The 18,272-nt window shown below is 48.3% G+C and carries 19 protein-coding genes; 10 read left to right on the top strand and 9 right to left on the bottom strand.

Going from position 1 to position 18,272, the window contains the following annotated elements; all coding sequences use genetic code 11:
* Positions 1-6: 6 nt before the first annotated feature.
* From XMM312_RS09250 to XMM312_RS09235, 4 genes are read right to left on the bottom strand one after another with little or no spacing between them, the layout of a single operon-like run.
* Positions 7-690 (bottom strand): TIGR01621 family pseudouridine synthase, encoded by a 684-nt coding sequence (locus XMM312_RS09250; RefSeq protein ID WP_173489116.1) that lies wholly within the window; start codon positions 688-690, stop codon positions 7-9.
* Complete coding sequence (gene hda / locus XMM312_RS09245) at positions 687-1,415, bottom strand: DnaA regulatory inactivator Hda (protein ID WP_173489115.1); 729 nt, start codon at positions 1,413-1,415, stop codon at positions 687-689. Before hda ends, XMM312_RS09250 begins: the two co-directional genes overlap by 4 nt.
* Positions 1,415-2,488: an AI-2E family transporter gene (locus XMM312_RS09240; RefSeq protein ID WP_173489114.1), complete on the bottom strand. Its 1,074-nt coding sequence runs from the start codon at positions 2,486-2,488 to the stop codon at positions 1,415-1,417. Before XMM312_RS09240 ends, hda begins: the two co-directional genes overlap by 1 nt.
* A complete protein-coding gene (locus tag XMM312_RS09235) occupies positions 2,488-3,501 on the bottom strand; it encodes a hypothetical protein (RefSeq protein WP_173483158.1) in 1,014 nt (337 codons plus the stop codon). Before XMM312_RS09235 ends, XMM312_RS09240 begins: the two co-directional genes overlap by 1 nt.
* Positions 3,502-3,628: 127 nt before the next feature.
* On the opposite strand from XMM312_RS09235, the gene purM reads away from it, so the two are divergent.
* The 8 genes from purM (at position 3,629) to XMM312_RS09195 (ending at position 11,057) form a co-directional block, all read left to right on the top strand.
* Positions 3,629-4,687 carry a phosphoribosylformylglycinamidine cyclo-ligase gene (gene purM, locus XMM312_RS09230; protein ID WP_173489113.1) on the top strand — a complete coding sequence of 353 codons (1,059 nt, stop codon included), beginning with the start codon at positions 3,629-3,631 and terminating at the stop codon, positions 4,685-4,687.
* Positions 4,688-4,689: 2 nt separating this feature from the next.
* Positions 4,690-5,328, top strand: a complete 639-nt coding sequence (gene purN, locus XMM312_RS09225; RefSeq protein ID WP_173484276.1) for a phosphoribosylglycinamide formyltransferase — start codon at positions 4,690-4,692, stop codon at positions 5,326-5,328.
* Between the two features lie 18 nt (positions 5,329-5,346).
* The gene (locus tag XMM312_RS09220) at positions 5,347-6,033 is read left to right on the top strand and encodes a DUF3108 domain-containing protein (protein ID WP_173481545.1); all 687 of its coding nucleotides are present in this window, start codon (positions 5,347-5,349) and stop codon (positions 6,031-6,033) included.
* On the top strand, positions 6,026-6,262 hold the full coding sequence (locus XMM312_RS09215; protein WP_173481546.1) for a YfcL family protein: 237 nt from the start codon (positions 6,026-6,028) through the stop codon (positions 6,260-6,262). Before XMM312_RS09220 ends, XMM312_RS09215 begins: the two co-directional genes overlap by 8 nt.
* A 158-nt stretch (positions 6,263-6,420) precedes the next feature.
* Complete coding sequence (locus XMM312_RS09210; RefSeq protein WP_173483162.1) at positions 6,421-7,284, top strand: MBL fold metallo-hydrolase; 864 nt, start codon at positions 6,421-6,423, stop codon at positions 7,282-7,284.
* Positions 7,285-7,299: 15 nt separating this feature from the next.
* Positions 7,300-7,719: a TIGR01244 family sulfur transferase gene (locus tag XMM312_RS09205; protein ID WP_173483163.1), complete on the top strand. Its 420-nt coding sequence runs from the start codon at positions 7,300-7,302 to the stop codon at positions 7,717-7,719.
* Positions 7,720-7,745: 26 nt separating this feature from the next.
* Entirely contained in the window at positions 7,746-9,503 is a 1,758-nt protein-coding gene (locus XMM312_RS09200) for a sulfate permease (RefSeq protein ID WP_173489135.1), read from the top strand.
* Between the two features lie 96 nt (positions 9,504-9,599).
* Positions 9,600-11,057 carry a deoxyribodipyrimidine photo-lyase gene (locus XMM312_RS09195; protein WP_173489112.1) on the top strand — a complete coding sequence of 486 codons (1,458 nt, stop codon included), beginning with the start codon at positions 9,600-9,602 and terminating at the stop codon, positions 11,055-11,057.
* 141 nt (positions 11,058-11,198) lie between these two features.
* On the opposite strand, the gene XMM312_RS09190 is transcribed toward XMM312_RS09195, so the two are convergent.
* Genes XMM312_RS09190 through XMM312_RS09180 form a run of 3 tightly spaced genes read right to left on the bottom strand, consistent with a single transcriptional unit; the run spans position 11,199 to position 13,937 of the window.
* On the bottom strand, positions 11,199-11,957 hold the full coding sequence (locus XMM312_RS09190; protein WP_173489111.1) for a CLCA_X family protein: 759 nt from the start codon (positions 11,955-11,957) through the stop codon (positions 11,199-11,201).
* Between the two features lie 5 nt (positions 11,958-11,962).
* Positions 11,963-12,904 (bottom strand): PDR/VanB family oxidoreductase, encoded by a 942-nt coding sequence (locus XMM312_RS09185; RefSeq protein ID WP_173489110.1) that lies wholly within the window; start codon positions 12,902-12,904, stop codon positions 11,963-11,965.
* The gene (locus tag XMM312_RS09180) at positions 12,897-13,937 is read right to left on the bottom strand and encodes an aromatic ring-hydroxylating dioxygenase subunit alpha (RefSeq protein WP_173489109.1); all 1,041 of its coding nucleotides are present in this window, start codon (positions 13,935-13,937) and stop codon (positions 12,897-12,899) included. Before XMM312_RS09180 ends, XMM312_RS09185 begins: the two co-directional genes overlap by 8 nt.
* A 143-nt stretch (positions 13,938-14,080) precedes the next feature.
* Between XMM312_RS09180 and XMM312_RS09175 the strand changes: the two genes are divergently transcribed.
* Positions 14,081-14,953: a helix-turn-helix domain-containing protein gene (locus tag XMM312_RS09175; protein ID WP_173489108.1), complete on the top strand. Its 873-nt coding sequence runs from the start codon at positions 14,081-14,083 to the stop codon at positions 14,951-14,953.
* Between the two features lie 98 nt (positions 14,954-15,051).
* Here XMM312_RS09175 and glk read toward each other — a convergent pair whose 3' ends face one another.
* Both glk and XMM312_RS09165 read right to left on the bottom strand, forming a co-directional pair.
* Positions 15,052-16,005, bottom strand: a complete 954-nt coding sequence (gene glk / locus XMM312_RS09170) for a glucokinase (RefSeq protein WP_173481554.1) — start codon at positions 16,003-16,005, stop codon at positions 15,052-15,054.
* 2 nt (positions 16,006-16,007) lie between these two features.
* A complete protein-coding gene (locus XMM312_RS09165) occupies positions 16,008-16,859 on the bottom strand; it encodes a MurR/RpiR family transcriptional regulator (RefSeq protein WP_173481555.1) in 852 nt (283 codons plus the stop codon).
* Between the two features lie 294 nt (positions 16,860-17,153).
* On the opposite strand from XMM312_RS09165, the gene gap reads away from it, so the two are divergent.
* A complete protein-coding gene (gap, locus tag XMM312_RS09160; protein ID WP_173481556.1) occupies positions 17,154-18,158 on the top strand; it encodes a type I glyceraldehyde-3-phosphate dehydrogenase in 1,005 nt (334 codons plus the stop codon).
* Positions 18,159-18,272 lie beyond the last annotated feature (114 nt).

The raw sequence follows: 18,272 nt of genomic DNA, 5'->3' as shown, positions 1-18,272 counted from the left end.
GTCTCATTAATTCTGGTTCTTAAGCCAATGTTCTGGCCAATAGTTGCCATTTTCAAGTTGCTTCAGCTTGTCGATAAAAGTGTTTTTGTTGAACCACTCACCTTCTAGAGGGACTGCCTCTATCTGAAAAGCCTCTTTTTGGTACTGAAATGCGATACGCCAAGCATGCAGGTAGGTACGATCAGAGGGCTGGCCATATCGCTGGTCACCGAGTATTGCCGCACCTTCACTTTTCAGGGCGACTCGAATCTGGTGCGTCTTACCGGTTTTAGGTCGACAGACGAAGAGACGTAAACCCGGCTCAATAGAGAGTGAAAAGAAGTCAGTAATAGCAGGGTTAGACTGAGTTTTGAGCAGCTTATAACTTCCATTCCGCGCCGCTGCCATATCACCTTTGATGCGACCCTGCTTTCGTTTCGGCTTGGATTGGCTTAGGGCGAGATAAGTTTTTTGAATCGACTGTTCACTGAACAGGTTTGATAGCTGCGCGGCTGCTTCGGCATGTTTAGCGAACAGAAGCACGCCCGATGTCACCTTATCTAACCGGTGCACCATCCAAAGTTTTAACCCAAACTGTTGTTCAGCAATAACCTGAAGACCTAACTCCCCAGACTCAGAGTGCATCCCAACACCTATCGGCTTGTAGATGGCCATAAAATCGGGGTGATCAAAAAGGCGTTGCAGCGTCACAGCCAACCCAACACCTGTTTAGCAAAGGGGATGGTCAGTTTTCGTTGCGCCTGCAAAGAGGCTCGATCCAACTGATCCAGGTATTCATACTGCTTGGAAAGGTCTCGCTCACCATGATTCAGTAGATACTGTGCGACCTCATCAGCCAACACCAAGCCTCTAGCGGCAGCCTCCTGCTGAATCGCTTCTCGCTTCTGCTCATCCGAGAGAGCCTCCAGCTTAAAAGTCAGCCCCCAAGCCAAGCGTGAACGAAGGTCTGGAAGCTCTATTTGACTATTTGCGGGCGAATCCATACCACTGATCAACAATGAGTGGCCAATGTCTCGAATGCGATTGAATAGATGAAAAAGCGCCTCTTGCCAAGCTGAATCACCAATCACAGAGTCAACATCATCCAAACAGACCAACTGAAAAGATTCTAACCCTTCTAGCATCTCTATCGACAGTTCATCGGTTTGACTCAGTGGTAGATAGATCGCCGAAATACCGAGAAGCTCTGCCTCGTTACAGACTGCCTGAAGAAGATAACTCTTACCGGTATTCTCACGACCGTATAGATAGACAAAGGACTCTTGAGACTGATTCTCTTGTCTATTAATCAAACCCTTTAACGCTGGTATTAATGCACTCTGTTGGGACTGCACAAAACGAGATAGCTTAGCGTCACTGCGAAGCTGAACACCTAAAGAGAGTTGCTGAGGAGTATTCTGTGATGAGAGGGACATCAGACTGAGGGTTCATCCTGATCAACTGTGTGATGGTAAAGCGAACTCTGTTTATAGCCACTGTGAAGATGTGACAATAACACGCGAATAATAGCCGCCACCGGCAGCGCCAACAACACACCAATGAAGCCAAACAGCTGACCACCCGCCATAATCGCAAAAATGACCGCAACCGGATGAAGACCGATCTGATCACCGACGAGTTTCGGGGTCAGGACCATACCTTCCAGCAGTTGGCCGACCATAAAGACCGCTGCTACACCAAGAAGAATGGTCGGATCTTGGAACTGAACATAGGCCGCAATCGAAGAGGAGAGAATGCCAATGATCACGCCAAGGTAAGGAACGATACTCGCCAACCCTGCAATCAATCCTAACAGCAGAGCAAGATCTACCCCGAGAAGTGCCAGGCCTATCGCATAGATAACACCCAACACCAGCATGACCACTAACTGCCCTTTCATGAAAGCACCGAGGACAAAATCACACTCTTTTGCCCAGATAGAGACCTTAGGTTCTAGATTTCTTGGCAACAACTCAGCGATGTTTGCGACCATCTTGTCCCAATCTCTCAACAGATAGAAAGTGACGACTGGAATCAATACCAGATTGGCTAACCAAGCAGCGATAGCCAATCCAGACTGTGTAATAGAGGATATAAGAACGGTCGCGATTGAACCGGTACTCTGCCAGTGTTGAGCCAACACGGCTGTAATTTGAGCCAGATCCGGTTTAGCAATGGACAGACCTAAGTTAGCTTCAATCAGAGGGATCAACTCGTTGTTAACCAGTTCGATAACTACTGGAATTCGCTGAGCGACAATCTGAATTTGATGTGACAACTGTGGTATCAGCAGCAGTAATGCGCCAATCAGAACCAAGGCTAAGGAGGTAAAAACAACAATGACGGCCGGGGTTCGACCCATGCCTTTTGCCTCTAATCGATCAGCAATAGGGTCTGATATGTATGCCAATAGAGCACCCGCAACAAAGGGACTTAATACCGGTGCCAATAGATATAGAAGGATTGTGATAACAATTAGAACTGAGAGAATAAACCAACGCTGCTGCATTATTCGATCACTTCTTCAATTGATGGAGTGATTTCTGCCTCAGGCACAAGAGTAGCATCACTATCAGTAGACAAAGGCTCTAATAAGGCTTCAAGGGTTGCTGGCTCTTCCAGCTGAAAGGGTTTGTACTGGTAAGCATCAATACCCGTCTCCTCTAACCAAGATTGCTCAACCAATAGAGCACTCAGTTCGGCAAGCCCGAGATCAGAACCCACCACTAAACGAGTTTCAACGTCGTTCATCTGTGACACATACAAAAATTTAACACCGTCTGTCTCACGTAGTTTACCTGTCACTCGTAACAGTGAGGAGAGATCATCCAGTCCTGTCACGCTGATCTCATGACCACTGTGTTGATAGTTACTGGTAACAATCTCAGAACTCTGTGTGGGTAAAACGGGTGCAGCGGATTCAACAGCAGAGATAACGGGAGCCGCAACCTGATCTACCTGAGCCGTTGGAGCTTCAACCCTTTCCGGTTTAATCGATTCAACTTTTGCGGTGTTAACATTTGGCTGCTCGACTATTTCATCAGCGGTGGAGCGCTCATCAATGGCCGGACCCTCCTCTAAGTCCAGTTGCATTTTTAGCCAACTCACACCCAAGGCAAGCCCATCACTGGTCACGGAAGTGCGAAGATTTTGACCTACGCCCTCTTTAATAAAACGCCAATTGATACCACCCTCGTTCAATTGCACGAGCACTGCCGCACCATTACCGGTGCCAGCTGCACTGCGCTGAAGTGTTTCATCAATGGATTGTCCCTTAACCAGTTGAGGGTAGAACAGTGGCCCGACGCCAAATTCACTGGGCAGTGCGACTGAGATGGATTCAGATCGACCTTTTTCGACCAAGAATTGCACCCAACGAGCACTCTCTTGCTCAGCTTTGACCGGCGATTCGCGCCCATCAACTGGCCACAATAGTAGATCTTTAGCCACCGCACTCACTGAGCAAGTCAGTAGAGCTGAAGCTAGAGCTAGAACCTTGATTTTCATTAAATGGCGAGACATCAAAAAACCTAAGAAAAAATCATCGCTAAATTTGCTAAGAACTGTAACACACAATAGCTCAGCGGTGCGCAAACTGATAGAATTCACAACCTATTAAATTCGCTTTCACCCCTGAGGTTAAACACAGATGTCTAGCAATACCAATACCCCTTCAATCAGCTACAAAGATGCTGGAGTCGATATAGATGCAGGTAACGCCCTTGTCGAGAAAATAAAAGGTGTTGCTAAACGCACAGCCCGTCCAGAAGTGATGGGTGGTTTGGGTGGCTTTGGTGCTCTGTGTGAAATCCCGGAGGGTTACCGCCAGCCAGTACTGGTCTCCGGCACCGACGGTGTCGGTACTAAACTGAAGTTGGCCATGGATCTTGGCCGTCATGACACCATCGGTATCGACTTGGTGGCTATGTGTGTTAATGACCTAGTCGTTGCTGGTGCAGAGCCACTATTCTTCCTTGACTACTACGCTACAGGCAAACTGAATGTCGATATGGCGGCAGACGTTGTATCCGGTATTGGTAAAGGGTGTGAACTGGCCGGTGCCGCACTGGTCGGTGGTGAAACAGCCGAAATGCCAGGTATGTACGAAGGCGACGATTACGATCTAGCCGGCTTCTGTACTGGCGTTGTCGAAAAATCAGAGATCATTGACGGTTCTAAAGTACAAGCCGGTGACGCTCTAATCGCACTGGGCTCATCGGGCCCTCACTCAAACGGTTACTCACTGATTCGTAAGATTCTTGAAGTGTCTAATGCTGACCTAAACCAACCAATGGGTCAGGGTACGCTAGCTGATGCACTGATGGAACCTACTCGCATCTACGTTAAATCGGTGCTTGAGCTAATCTCGAAGGTACAGGTTAATGCTCTGTCTCACATCACCGGCGGTGGCCTTCTAGAGAACATCCCACGCGTACTTCCTGAGAGCGCAAAAGCGGTGATCGATACCAATAGCTGGGAGATTCCAGAAGTTTTCCGTTGGATTCAAGCCGGCGGCAACGTTGATCAAACAGAGATGTACCGCACCCTAAACTGTGGCGTTGGCATGGTGATCTGTGTTCCTGGCAGCGAAGCTGATAAGGCCATTGAGATCCTATCAGCCGCTGGCGAAGAGGCTTGGTTGATCGGCTCTATCGCAAACGCTGCCGCGGGCGACGAGCAAGTTGAGCTGGCAGGTATGAGCCACTAACGATGAAGAACATTGTAGTTCTAATCTCAGGGTCGGGATCGAATCTACAAGCCATCATAGATGCTACTGCCAACGACCAGCATTGCCGAGTTGTTGGCGTTCTCTCAAACAGAGAGAGTGCCTATGGTTTAGAGCGCGCTAAAAAAGCCGGTATAGAGACAGCTGTGGTTGATCATACCCATTTCGATTCACGCCTTGCGTTTGATAGTGCACTGATGGAGCAGATCGATGCATGGCAAGCGGACCTCGTGGTATTAGCTGGCTTCATGCGGATCTTGACCGACGAATTTGTTCAGCACTTCAGCGGTCGACTTCTCAACATCCACCCCTCTCTTCTGCCTAAATATAAAGGCACCAACACCCATCAGAGAGCATTGGAGGCTGGCGATACAGAGCATGGCTGTACGGTGCACTTTGTCTCAGAAGAGCTGGACGGCGGAGCTGCCATCATTCAGGCTGCTACCGACATCGAGCAAGGCGACACTGTTGATTCATTGATCCAAAAAGTGCATCAGCTAGAGCATCAAATCTACCCACTTGCAGTCTCTTGGTTTGCCTCTGAACGCATCACTCTAGAGAACAACCGAGTCTTTCTAGACGGATCACCTTTGGGTGAAACAGGCTACCTTTACCGAGTGTAAATGAGGATTAATGGGAAGATGAGAAGTTGGGTAGCACTGTTATCGATACTTCTTATCGGCCCATCCTTTGCTCAACCTACCCCTTTTAAAGCCTCTTACAGTGCCAACATCGATCTTTTAATTGATGTGCCAGTGACTGCGACACGAGAGCTCGTTAAAACCTCCACAGGAACCTGGCGATTTACCAACAGAGCCTCAGCGTTTATGGCCAAGCAGAGCGAAACCAGCGAGCTCAAATTCAGTCATGGTGAGTGGTCACCGCTCTTATACAACTACGAGCGCAGTCTGTTTGGTCGCTCACGCTCTATCTCAGTTGACTTTGATGAGGCTGGAGGCCGAATTACGACACTGGTCAATGGGGACCCCTGGAATCAACCTTGGGAGAGTGCAGTTCAAGATAGGCTCAGTTACCAGCTTCAACTCAGAGAAGATTTAAAGTCAGGGCGGCAACAACTTGACTATAGAATCGCTGATGGTGGGCAGATCAAGAGCTATCAGTTTAATCGGCTTGGCGAGGAGTTACTGAAAACCCCTGCAGGAACTTTTCTATGTGAAAAATTGCAACTGGTTAGGGCCGGCCAACAGCATACGACTCTTATCTGGATGGCAAAAGAGCTCGACTACCTCACCATACGTTTAATCCGAATCGATGCAGACGGCAAAGAGCACCTTCTTAACTTAAAATCCGTGGAATTTTATGATTGATTTAAAGACCCTATCCGATCAACTGTTAGAGCTTGAAACCGTCTCACTGGACAACCCTGATCAGCTGTTTGCGATCTCCTATATCAGGGGGCATATCGATCTACTTCATAGCCAAGATGCAAAACTGAATCTAGCTCAATTGATCACTGAGATTACCGAATCATTCAAGGTCGACAAGATGTCAGCAACCGATCAATCACTTGTTTTAGAGCTGTTGAATTCATTTTAATTCTTAGACTCTACACCTTCGAATAAATCCCCTTTACACCCCCCGTCGTAATTGACAATTCGCAAATTAAGAGTAGGATACTTACCTTAAGCTATAAGCATATAACTAAAGTCTAGACAGACCGTTAATTGCACCTTAAAAGCTAGATGGAGCATCCAATGCAGCCTATCGTTAAAACCTTCTTTGATGAACCCACCTTTACCTTCAGCCACGTTGTTTCAGACTCTGAAACGAAAGAGTGTGCAATTATCGATTCCGTTCTCGATTTCGATTACGCGTCAGGTAAAACTGATCGAGTATCAGCCGATCAAATCATCACCTACATAAAAGAAGAGGGACTGCAGACCAAATGGATTCTTGAAACTCACGTTCATGCCGATCACCTATCTGCAGCACCCTATTTAAAGGATCAACTGGGCGGCACCTTAGCCATTGGTGATCACATCACTGTAGTACAAGATGTTTTCGGCAAAGCGTTTAATGCCGGTACAGAATTCGAACGTGATGGCAGCCAGTTTGATCATCTATTCAAAGATGATGAGTCATTTAATATCGGCTCAATCGCTGCAAAAGCGATCCACACACCCGGACACACCCCTGCTTGTATGAGCTATTTAATCGGTGACGCTCTGTTTGTGGGTGACACCTTATTCATGCCTGACTACGGAACCGCGCGTTGCGATTTTCCTGGGGGCGATGCAACAACCCTCTACCAGTCGATTCAGAAGCTATTCACCCTACCGGATGAGACCCGTGTCTTTATGTGTCATGACTACAAGGCACCTGGTCGTGATGAGTACCAATTTGAAACCACCATCGGTGAAGAGCGCCAGCACAATATTCACGTCAGCGTAGAGCATGATCAGGCTGACTTTATTCAAATGCGTGAATCACGTGATGCAACACTTGATATGCCTCGCCTGATTCTGCCGTCGGTTCAAGTCAATATGCGTGCTGGTCACCTGCCACCGGCTGAAGATAACGGGCAGCGCTACCTAAAAATTCCGGTAGACCTTTTCTGATTAAGGAAACATTTCATGGATGTAAGAAAACTCACCGATTCAATCAGCGTGTCACCTCAAGTAGCGATTGAAGATATTAAGTCCATTGCTGATGCAGGCTTTAAAACCGTCATTTGCAACCGACCAAACGGCGAGAGTGAGGATCAACCTGATTTAGCACTGATTGAAGCGGAGTGTCAGAAGCTAGGGTTAACCTACGTCTCTCAGCCCGTTATCTCTGGCAACATCAGCGACCAAGATGTTGAGGCATTTGATCAATTCTTAGCTTCTGCGCAAACCCCAATCTTCGCTTTTTGTCGCACCGGCACTCGCTGCACCATGCTATGGGGAATGGCAGAAGGGTCAAGACAGGAAGCCCAAGCGATTATCGATAAGGCCGCTAATGCTGGGTATGACCTTAACGGAATTAGAGCGCGAATCGAGGCACGTCAGTAATAAAGCAGCGTTTTCTGCTTTTCAGGATTAATACTTTGAAGAACTATTTTCCGATTTTAGACTGGGCAAAATCGTACAATAAGCTGACGCTGACCAACGATCTTATCGCGGCAGTGATTGTAACGATCATGTTGATTCCTCAATCACTGGCCTATGCTCTGCTTGCTGGATTACCGCCAGAGGTGGGTCTATATGCAAGTATATTGCCGCTGATCGCTTACGCTATTTTCGGAACCAGTCGTACTCTAGCCGTTGGCCCTGTTGCTGTTGTTTCACTGATGACCGCAACCGCTTTAGGTAGCCTCGGACTTGCCAACACCACCGATTACATTGCCGCTGCAGGTGCTTTGGCGCTAATTTCGGGCACACTGCTAATACTGATGGGCTTTTTTAAATTGGGCGCGATGGCCAACTTGCTCAGCCACCCGGTCATCTCCGGCTTCATTACCGCCTCTGGACTGATCATCGCCGCCAGCCAGCTAAAACATATTCTTGGCATCAACGCGTCTGGCCACAATCTATATGACATTCTCTCTTCAATCATCATTCACCTAGAGGACACCAACATCCCGACACTGATTATCGGTGTCTCTGCGACAGCCTTCTTGTTCTGGACCCGTAAGAGCTTAAAGCCACTTCTGCTTAAAACCGGGATGAACTCAAAACTGGCTGATGTCATTGCCAAAGCGGGACCTGTTTTGGCTGTAGCCGCCACAGCCTTTGCGACCTACTACTACCGCCTAGAGCTTGAGGGGGTCAAAGTCGTTGGTATCGTTCCAACAGGACTACCCGAGTTTGCACTGCCACATTTTGATGCAGAACTTTGGCAACAACTGTTCATTTCAGCCATGCTGATCAGTATTGTCGGTTTTGTTGAGTCAGTCTCTGTTGCACAAACACTGGCAGCAAAGCGTCGTCAAAGAATTGATCCCAGCCAAGAGTTGATTGGCCTAGGCGCATCCAACGTAGGTTCAGCGGTATCTGGCGGCTTCCCAGTGACAGGTGGATTCTCTCGCTCCGTTGTCAACTTTGATGCCGGCGCAGAGACACCGGCAGCGGGCGCATTCACAGCAGTGGGTATTGCAGTCGCTACCCTCTTCCTAACACCGCTTCTATTCTTCTTACCCAAAGCGACACTGGCCGCAACCATTATTGTTGCCGTTCTGTCATTGGTCGACCTCGGCGCCCTAAAACGCACTTGGAGCTACTCGAAGCCTGACTTCATGGCAATGCTGGCAACCATACTGCTGACGCTGTTAGTCGGTGTAGAAGCAGGCATCATGGCCGGTGTGACCTTATCGATCGCACTGTTTCTGCAGCGCACGAGTAAGCCACACGATGCGATTGTCGGCCGAATTCCCGGTACAGAGCACTTCCGTAACGTCGATCGTTTTGAAGTGGAGTACGATGAGAAGATCATCACACTGCGTATCGATATGAGCCTCTACTTCGTTAACGCGCGTTATTTAGAAGACCGTGTTTATGACCTGATTGCCCAACAAAAAGGGGTCCAGCACTTTGTTCTGATGTGCCCAGCCGTCAACCTGATTGATGCGTCAGCCCTAGAGTCCCTTGAGGCGATTAACCAGCGACTCAAAGACTTTGGCGTCTGCTTCCACCTGTCAGAGGTAAAAGGCCCGGTAATGGATCAGCTTAAGAAGAGTCATTTCCTAAACGAACTGACTGGCCAAGTATTCCTCAGCCAATACCAAGCCTGGTGCACTCTTCATAACGAGTCCGACACTCGCATGAGCAAATGCGCCAAAGCGGCTTTGACTAACTAAATGGTGACAGGCCTTCAGCCTGTCATCGGCTTTATCATGCGGCAGTGATCCGATTCACCCCCCTCAACCTATACCTCTGCATCAACAGAGGTACCCATGCCAACCCCCATCAACATTGTCTGGTTCAAACGCGATCTTCGCCTGACCGATCACCGACCTCTAAAAGAGGCGATTGAATCAGGCTTACCTCTACTGCTTATCTACATTTTCGAACCTGAGCTCATGGAAGATAGCCACTACAGTGAACGTCACTGGCGGTTTATCTATCAGAGCATCAACGATATCAATCATCAGCTTGCGGCATTTAATTCTGAAATAGTCATGCTCAACGATGAGCCAACCGAGGTGCTCTCTAAAATACTCTCGATCACGAATGTTCACTCAATCTATAGCCACGAAGAGATCGGCATGGCCAAAACCTTTGCCCGTGATAAACGGGTAAAGAGGTTATGCATGAAGCAGGGCATTCAGTGGAATGAGTCACCCTACGGAGCCGTTATTAGAGGCGCTCGCAGTCGCGATAACTGGCTGGATAATTGGGATGCACGGATCAAAGGTCCACTGCATCAACCGGACCTAAGCCAACTGATCCCTGCTAGGCTTGGTAACTCAAACCCACTAACCTACTTCAAACCTCAACCGGATTGGTTAGAGGCTGACTCCCTGGTGCAATACGGCGGCCCAACTGCAGCAGCATCTGTAATAGAGAGCTTTTTCAAGGAGCGTGGTCAGCTCTATTCCAAAGCGATCTCGAAACCCTCCGCCTCTCGCAAGCACTGCAGTCGACTGTCCCCCTACCTTGCGTGGGGAAATATCAGCCTGGCTGAGGTTTACCAACAATCCAAACCCTCTTGCGTCAGAAGTCAGTGGGAGAAATCTCTTAGAGCGTTTCGATCTCGTCTGCACTGGCACTGCCACTTCATTCAGAAGTTTGAATCTGAGATCGAGATCGAAACTCAACCGATCAATGCCGGCTACAACCAATTTCCGTGGCGAACCGATGACAAAGTTGAAGAAGATCTAAAGGCTTGGGAGAGTGGCATGACCGGTGTACCTCTGGTTGATGCCTGTATGCGAGCACTCAATCGCACCGGTTACATCAACTTTAGAATGCGAGCGATGCTCGTCAGCTTTCTCTGTCACTACCTGAAAATAGACTGGCGTCTCGGCTCACCTCACTTAGCTCGACAGTTTCTAGATTTTGAACCGGGCATTCACTTCCCACAGCTGCAGATGCAAGCAGGAACGACGGGTATTCATACACTGAGAATATATAACCCCACTCTACAGGCCGAGGAGCATGATCCAGAGGGTCACTTCATCGCGAAATGGGTACCTGAACTAGCGGAACTACCCAAAGAGCTCAGACACTCCCCTTGGGCGATGGGTGGACTTGAGAGACAGATGCTAGAGAGTGAGCAGAGCTATCCAGATCCAATTATCGATCTAAAACATTCAGCTGCTGAAGCCAGAGAGCTGTTTTGGGGTTGGCGTGAACGGCCAGAGGTTCAGATGCATAATCGAGCCATTCTTAGGAGGCATGTGATTGAGTAGCTTGCCGTTAACTCAACAGCGGATGACAGGCTGAAAGCCAGTCACCTTGGTAGTACTGACGTGACTGGCTTTAGCTTGTCACCTAACGGAGCTCCCGTGACTGGCTTTAGCCTGTCATCGGCACCAACAGCGTTTCAGAAACTACCTAGAAAGCGCATACCCCAACAACCCAAAGTAATCCTCAAACGCTTTATCAATCACATTAGCTTCAGACTCAAATGGATAGAGCCCTTTCGTATCTCGCACAATATCCTTAGGGTTGATCAATAGGCTATTTTTGATAACGGCTCTCGAGATCCAAGCCTCAAAAGCACGAGCAAACAGCTCTTCGGGCAAGCTCCAATAGAGCGTTCCTGCTTGTTTATCTAGCACAACGGATCGAGTGACATAGTCACTTGGACTCTGCTTATCGTTGGAAAGGTAGAGCGTCGTGTATAGCCTGTCTAAGGCATCATTAAGCGGATGCACTTTGTGGGTAAAGTCAGCCAACCATGCGGTCGTTGCGAAACGTGCACCAACATCCTCTTCGAAAGAGGTCTTAGCCAGATAGTGATCTAAAGCGTGCGCCCACTCATGAGCCAAACTGCCAATTCCGGCTTTTTTAGCCAGGGCAAGGGTTCTAGCTGAGGGTTGATAGTGCGCACAGACACCGGGACGTCCACCGGTGCCATAATGGAGTGATAGTTCGCCACGAAGTGACAGCGCAAAATTTGGAAGACCGAGAATCTCTTGCAGATCTAACAGAGCAATAAAGAACTCTTCAGCCCGTATCGCCTGCTCTTCAGCGGTGACCCACCCACCAATGCGCACCGAACGAAAATCGAAGAAATTGCGAATCTCATTAAACCCAGGGTTGTGACCCAGATTTCGGGGAGGGCCTCGTCGCCAAACGCGCTGCATTCGTTCTACAAATCAATCTCGATCAGAGGCGTTTTACTGCGTGAACAGCAGACCGTCATTTGTCGATTTGAGGCCTGCTCCTCTTCGCTTTGATACAGATCTCGGTGATCCGGCTCACCGGAAACAACATCAACTAGACAGGTACCACAGACACCCGATTCACAAGAGAGAGGCACAAAGACACCTGCATCCTCTAGAACTTCAGCAATGGTTTGATCAACCGGTACCAGATACTCATCACCGGTCGATTTCAACCTCACGGTAAAGGGCTGATCACCCTCTTCCACTTCTGGAACGGCCGCATTGAAATACTCGCGATTGATCTGATCCGTACGCCAGCCAGCCTCTTTAGCAGCATCAATTAACGCATCAATAAAACGCTGTGGGCCACACACATAGAGCTGCTCATCGGCCTGAGGATTTGCCAACTCAGCTGCGAGATCAAGTCCACCATCACTAGAGAGAGAGAAACGGCAGGCCTCAGAGAAATCACACTGCTGCAGTTGAGAGTAAAAGGCCGCTCTCTCCGGTGACTTTGCTCGGTAGAGTAGATCAAATTGACTTCCTCGTGCGTGCAGTTCACGCGCCATCGCAAGCATCGGCGTTATACCGATGCCTGCCGCAAATAAACGGTGATTGGAAGCTGTTTTCAAGCCAAAGTGATTTTGCGACTCATCCGCCTCAATGATGTCACCGACTTCTAGCGCTGCGACGGCTTTAGAACCCCCACGTGATTCAGTTTCAATAAACACTGCAAGTTCATAGTACTGAGTTGATGTGCCAGGGTTACAAATTGAGTACTGTCGGCTCAAACCGGTACCTAGGTGTAAATTGATATGTGCTCCTGCAGCTACTTCCGGCAGTGGCTCGCCTGATACGGATTCCAACTTCAGGCTCACAATCTGATCGGTGAGTGGAGCTTTACTCGCAACCCGCAGCTTAAGCATTGCCCGCCCCCTGTTCTAACTTAATCGCACGCTCAATCATACGGCGCGCCTGAACACCGCCGGCATCAATATCCAATTTAAGCAGGTCACGATCTGGGTAACGATCCAAGTTCTTCTGCTGCGCTTCCAGTACTTCAAGATCTTCAGTAAAGATACCACCCTGCCCTTCACGAATCTTATCGGTCAGCGCTGTATCTTCAGGCTGGAAGTTTCTCGCCATACCCCAGAAGTAGTGCATGGTTGAATCCGTCTCAGGGGTAATAAAATCGACCACCACACTGCTAGCACGTTTCTCAAGCGGTGCATCAATACCGCCGTTACCAGCCAGCGCTACGCCTACGTCAATCATGATGTGACTCGGTGCATTAAAGCGGCAGATCTGCCAACGATCGACGGTCGCATTAGGGTCTAACCCCTGAAACTCCATCGCCATCTGCCAGAACGGTGGCGCTTTTACCTCTGGCATAAAGCGCTCAGTAATGACCTGATCACCCTCCATACGCGTTTTCACCGGTGCTTCATCGATCTCTTTCTGACCGATGCTGGTCGAGTGAACGTAGGTCTCGTGAGTAAGATCCATCAGGTTATCAATCATCAAACGGTAGTCACACTTGATGTGGAACAGGCCTCCACCATAAGCCCAACCTTCATTCTCAGCCCAATGGAACTTAGGCAATTTAGACTCATCCGCTTGGGCTTTATCACCCGGCCACACCCAGATAAACCCGTACTTCTCCATCACTGGGAACGAGCGCGTGCAAGGGAATCGATCAGTACGCTGTTTAGGCATCGAGATCGTCTGACCATCTGGCCCCATACGCAGACCATGGTAGCCACAGACCAATTCACCCTCTTCTACATATCCCAACGACATGGCCGCACCACGGTGAGGACAAAAGTCTTCAATACAGGCGATGGCATCACCTTTACCACGGTACATAACCAAGTTGTGGTTACAGATGGTGCGACCGAGTGGCTTATCGGTCACTTCACACGACATAGCTGCGACGTACCAGGCGTTTTGAATATGCATGACAAACTCCTTTTAATTATATGAAGTCAGTATCTCAATTGGCTTAACAAGCCCCAACTCAAAAAAACGCCAATTAATTGCACTTTTCGATCAAATATTGGAAATTATGGGTAAAAAATATCTATGGATTTACTTTTTTCGTCATGCAGAGATCTACAAAGTCATCTACAACACCCAACTATGCACTCTACGGTGACAGCCAGAGTGACGCTCAAGCAGGGTTTGTTCATATAGAAACAGTTCAAGAGAGTAGCAGACCCTATCGTGGCCTGATCAAACCGCATAAGCATAGTGATCTATTTCAGGTCTTAATTATTGAAAAAGGTGAAGCTGAGATTCAACTGGAAGAGGATCAAGTCTCAATTAACGAACCCGTGATCGTTACACTACCGCCAGATAACAGGCACGGTTTTCACTTTCACAATGGTATAAGAGGGGTCATTTTAAGCATCGCTCTGCCGATTATTCAGCAAGACATCGATATTGTGACCAGCAGCGCCTCTATTCTTCTTTTGGGGGATAAAGAGGAAGCGGCAAAGCAGATACTGACCATCGCAGCGCTTTTAATAGAAGAGCAGCAACAACCTACCGATCTACAGAGCGTGTCACTGCAACTGATCCACACACTGTTCGCAATGATCAAAAGAGTGGATACCGCGTTAACGTTGAGTGAGAAGCTACCCGATGCGTTGAAACAGTTTTCTCAACTGATCGAAAGCAGTTTAGAGAACCGATTGGATATTGATGATTACGCATCGCAGTGCGGAGTTTCAACGAGTACCCTCAATCGTCTGTGCAAAAAGCACTTTGGAAAAAGTGCTCTACAAACGATCAATCAGCGTTTAGCCATTGAGATCAAACGACGGTTAGCCTTCACCCAGCGATCAATCGCCCTGATATCGGATGAGCTAGGATTTAGTGATCCGGGGTACTTTACGCGTTTTGTTAAGCGTGAATTGGGTGAAACACCGATGGCGTTTCGAAAAAGACATCAGTTTGACGTAGAGAGCGGGTGACAGGCTGAATGCCAGTCACCAGTGTACAAATTACGCTACGGAGCCGCCGTGACTGGCCTTCAGCCTGTCATCGGCACTACCAGCAGACTTCCAGAGCCCTATACCAACGCCGCTGCAGCCCCAATCAAACCCGGCTCTTCAGCCGTCATAACATAGGTCGGAATGGTCGACATGTACTGATCGAAACGCCCTTTGGCTTCAAAACGCTGTCTAAATCCGCTCTCGATAAAGAAGTCGAGCATCTTAGGAACGATACCACCGGTGACGAATACACCACCCTGGGCTCCATAAGAGAGAGCCAAGTTACCGGCAACACTGCCATAGATTTTACAGAACTGTTCCAGCGTCTCTAACGCAAACTGATCTCGCTCCTCAAACGCTAAGCGACTGATCTCAGCAGGTGAGATTCGCTCAACCGGAGAGCCACGCAGTTCCGCTAGGGCTTGGTAGATATTTTGAATCCCCATACCCGACACAAGACGTTCTGCTGAGACACGTTCATAACGTTTTAACAACCAACGCAGAATCGCAACCTCTTGTTCTGTGGTCGGTGCAAAATCGACATGCCCGCCCTCAGTCACCAGAGGAATGGATGCACCACCCGAGCGAACCAAACCTGACACACCTAAACCCGTGCCTGCACCCAACACAGCAATCGGAAAATCGTCCAGAGGCTCTCCACGACCCACCTGAATCAGTTGATTACCCGTCAGATTAGCCGCGGCATAAGCCATCGCAGCGTAATCATTAATGACAGATAGCTGTTCAATACCAAAATGGTTCTGCAGATCTCGCTTTGAAAATACCCAACCGTTGTTGGTCATCGAAATCCTATCGTTGTGAGTAGGACAAGCGATGGCAATACAGCAACGATCGGGAACATCACTTCCAAGATCACTAAGGTACTGTTTAATCGCCAGATCAATCGATGCAAAGTCATCGACTGCTAAATTACGAATATTAGTCGGATTAATAGAACCCGTTTCAACCATGGCAAAACGCGCGTTGGTGCCACCGATATCGGCAATCAGAGAGAAGTTGTTCACACTCATACCTATTTTGCTGGGTAACGTGTCTCTTTTAATGAGTCTTTGATGTTTTTGAGGTGCTTAAGGAAGTCCGGTCCGCGACGTAACGTGACACCCGTCGCCAGTATATCGATTACGGTCAGGTGCATAATACGAGAGGTCATTGGCATGTAGACATCGGTATCTTCTGGTGCATCAACCTCAACAACAATAGAACAGTGCTGTGCCAGTGGTGAATTCGGTGCGGTAATGCCAACCACGGTGGCACCACTCGCACGGGCTAGCTCAGCAATATCAACTAACTCACGAGTACGACCGGTGTAACTGATAATGACAATAACATCGCCTGTAGAAGAAGCAGCCGCAGTCATACGCTGCATCAGTACGTCGTCGTAAGCGACGACTGGGATGTTAAAGCGGAAGAACTTGTGCTGAGCATCTTGCGCAACAGGCCAAGAGGCACCCAAGCCAAAAAACATGATCTGCTTAGCCTGAATCAACTGATCCACCGCTAGATTGATCATCTGTGGATCAACGGTCTTCTTAGCAGTGACCAACGCAGCGATGGTCGCGTCGATGATCTTGTTGGTGTAGCTCTCTGAGTCGTCATCAGGTTCGACACTGCGACTAACATAGGGAACACCGTGTGCTAACGCCTGAGCTAGATGCAGTTTAAAATCTGGGAAACCGGCTGTATTGAAACGTTTACAAAAACGGTTAACCGTCGGCTCACTCACCTGAGCAGCGCGAGCTAATACGGCAATAGAGGATCTTGTCGCCGCCTGCGGGTCTGCAAGAATGACTTCAGCGACTTTACGCTCGGATCGGTTCAGCGACTCAAGCTCTGCACTGATCTGCTGCATGATGTTAGATGGCATTAGCTACCTCAACAAATTTCATCGAAATCTAATTAAGTTACTTTAACACACCAAAGGTTAGTAAAAAACTTACGAATTAAAAGAAATTACGTAAGTTAATAACTTTTATGAGAGTAGCCTTAAATAGCGTAAACCCTATGAAAATTGGCTATATACGCTATAAATAGGGTCATTATTGCAAAAAAGAATAGGGATTTTATAACCCATACGATTGAACTTTAGACGAAAGTCGGCAAAACTGTACGTAAATTTACAACATAAACTGATAATAAAATTAGTTACGAGGGTTTTGAAATGACAATTCGCGTTGGCATTAACGGTTTTGGCCGTATCGGCCGCATGGCGTTCCGTGCAATCTACCAAGAGTTCAATGGTGATATTGAGGTGGTTGGTATTAACGACCTACTTGGCTCTGAATACCTGGCTTACATGCTGAAATACGACTCAGTACACGGTCAATTTAAAGGTGATATCCAAACCGACAATGGCAACCTAATTGTTAACGGCAAAACCATCCGCCTAACTGCTGAGCGCGATCCTGCCGATCTTGCTTGGGGTGATATCGATGTCGATCTCGTCCTTGAGTGTACTGGCTTCTTCCTAACCGAAGAGGGTTGTCAAAAACATATTGAAGCAGGCGCTAAGAAAGTCGTCATGTCAGCCCCTTCTAAAGACGGCACACCGATGTTTGTTTACGGCGTAAACCACGAAACCTACGCAGGCCAAGCGATTGTCTCTGCAGCCTCATGTACAACCAACTGTCTTGCGCCTGTGGCTAAAGTCCTAAACGACAAATGGGGTGTGAAACGCGGTCTAATGACAACCGTTCACGCCGCTACAGCGACTCAAAAAACCGTTGACGGCCCATCGGCAAAAGATTGGCGCGGCGGTCGTGGTATTCTAGAGAACATCATCCCCTCCTCTACTGGTGCCGCTAAAGCGGTGGGAGTAGTACTTCCTGAACTCAACGGCAAACTTACCGGTATGGCTTTCCGTGTACCAACTACAGACGTATCGGTCGTTGACCTAACCGTTGAGCTAAATAGTGAAGCGAGCTACGAAGATATCTGCTGTGCAATGCGTGAAGCTTCAGAGACAGGCGCTCTGGGTGAAACGCTAGGCTTTACTGATGATGCCGTTGTTGCAACGGATTTCCGTGGTTGTAACAAGTCATCGATCTTCGACTGCAAGGCTGGCATCCAATTGGATGACACCTTTGTGAAAGTGGTCGCTTGGTATGACAACGAGTATGGCTACACCTGTAACATGCTTCGTTTTGCTAAAGTCGTTGCTCAATAAAACTGAACAACCATTTCACACAAACGCCATCTAATCGTGGTATAACTTTCTACAACTCTCTACAACTGAGGGCTAACACTAGTTAGCCCTGCTTACCCACCGAAAGCAAACCGC

It is taken from the genome of Marinobacterium sp. xm-m-312 (genome assembly GCF_013283295.1).
GTDB lineage: Bacteria > Pseudomonadota > Gammaproteobacteria > Pseudomonadales > Balneatricaceae > Marinobacterium_E.
This window is presented reverse-complemented; position numbering and strand designations above follow the sequence as displayed.

Coding starts and splice junctions, on each gene's coding strand:
- XMM312_RS09235 (WP_173483158.1), bottom strand. CDS start 3,501: ATGTCTCGCCATTTAATGAAAATCAAGGTTCTAGCTCTAGCTTCAGCT.
- XMM312_RS09240 (WP_173489114.1), bottom strand. CDS start 2,488: ATGCAGCAGCGTTGGTTTATTCTCTCAGTTCTAATTGTTATCACAATC.
- XMM312_RS09175 (WP_173489108.1), top strand. CDS start 14,081: ATGCAGAGATCTACAAAGTCATCTACAACACCCAACTATGCACTCTAC.
- XMM312_RS09215 (WP_173481546.1), top strand. CDS start 6,026: ATGATTGATTTAAAGACCCTATCCGATCAACTGTTAGAGCTTGAAACC.
- hda (WP_173489115.1), bottom strand. CDS start 1,415: ATGTCCCTCTCATCACAGAATACTCCTCAGCAACTCTCTTTAGGTGTT.
- XMM312_RS09205 (WP_173483163.1), top strand. CDS start 7,300: ATGGATGTAAGAAAACTCACCGATTCAATCAGCGTGTCACCTCAAGTA.
- XMM312_RS09180 (WP_173489109.1), bottom strand. CDS start 13,937: ATGCATATTCAAAACGCCTGGTACGTCGCAGCTATGTCGTGTGAAGTG.
- glk (WP_173481554.1), bottom strand. CDS start 16,005: ATGAGTGTGAACAACTTCTCTCTGATTGCCGATATCGGTGGCACCAAC.
- XMM312_RS09220 (WP_173481545.1), top strand. CDS start 5,347: ATGAGAAGTTGGGTAGCACTGTTATCGATACTTCTTATCGGCCCATCC.
- XMM312_RS09195 (WP_173489112.1), top strand. CDS start 9,600: ATGCCAACCCCCATCAACATTGTCTGGTTCAAACGCGATCTTCGCCTG.
- XMM312_RS09210 (WP_173483162.1), top strand. CDS start 6,421: ATGCAGCCTATCGTTAAAACCTTCTTTGATGAACCCACCTTTACCTTC.
- purN (WP_173484276.1), top strand. CDS start 4,690: ATGAAGAACATTGTAGTTCTAATCTCAGGGTCGGGATCGAATCTACAA.
- XMM312_RS09165 (WP_173481555.1), bottom strand. CDS start 16,859: ATGCCATCTAACATCATGCAGCAGATCAGTGCAGAGCTTGAGTCGCTG.
- purM (WP_173489113.1), top strand. CDS start 3,629: ATGTCTAGCAATACCAATACCCCTTCAATCAGCTACAAAGATGCTGGA.
- gap (WP_173481556.1), top strand. CDS start 17,154: ATGACAATTCGCGTTGGCATTAACGGTTTTGGCCGTATCGGCCGCATG.
- XMM312_RS09190 (WP_173489111.1), bottom strand. CDS start 11,957: ATGCAGCGCGTTTGGCGACGAGGCCCTCCCCGAAATCTGGGTCACAAC.
- XMM312_RS09185 (WP_173489110.1), bottom strand. CDS start 12,904: ATGCTTAAGCTGCGGGTTGCGAGTAAAGCTCCACTCACCGATCAGATT.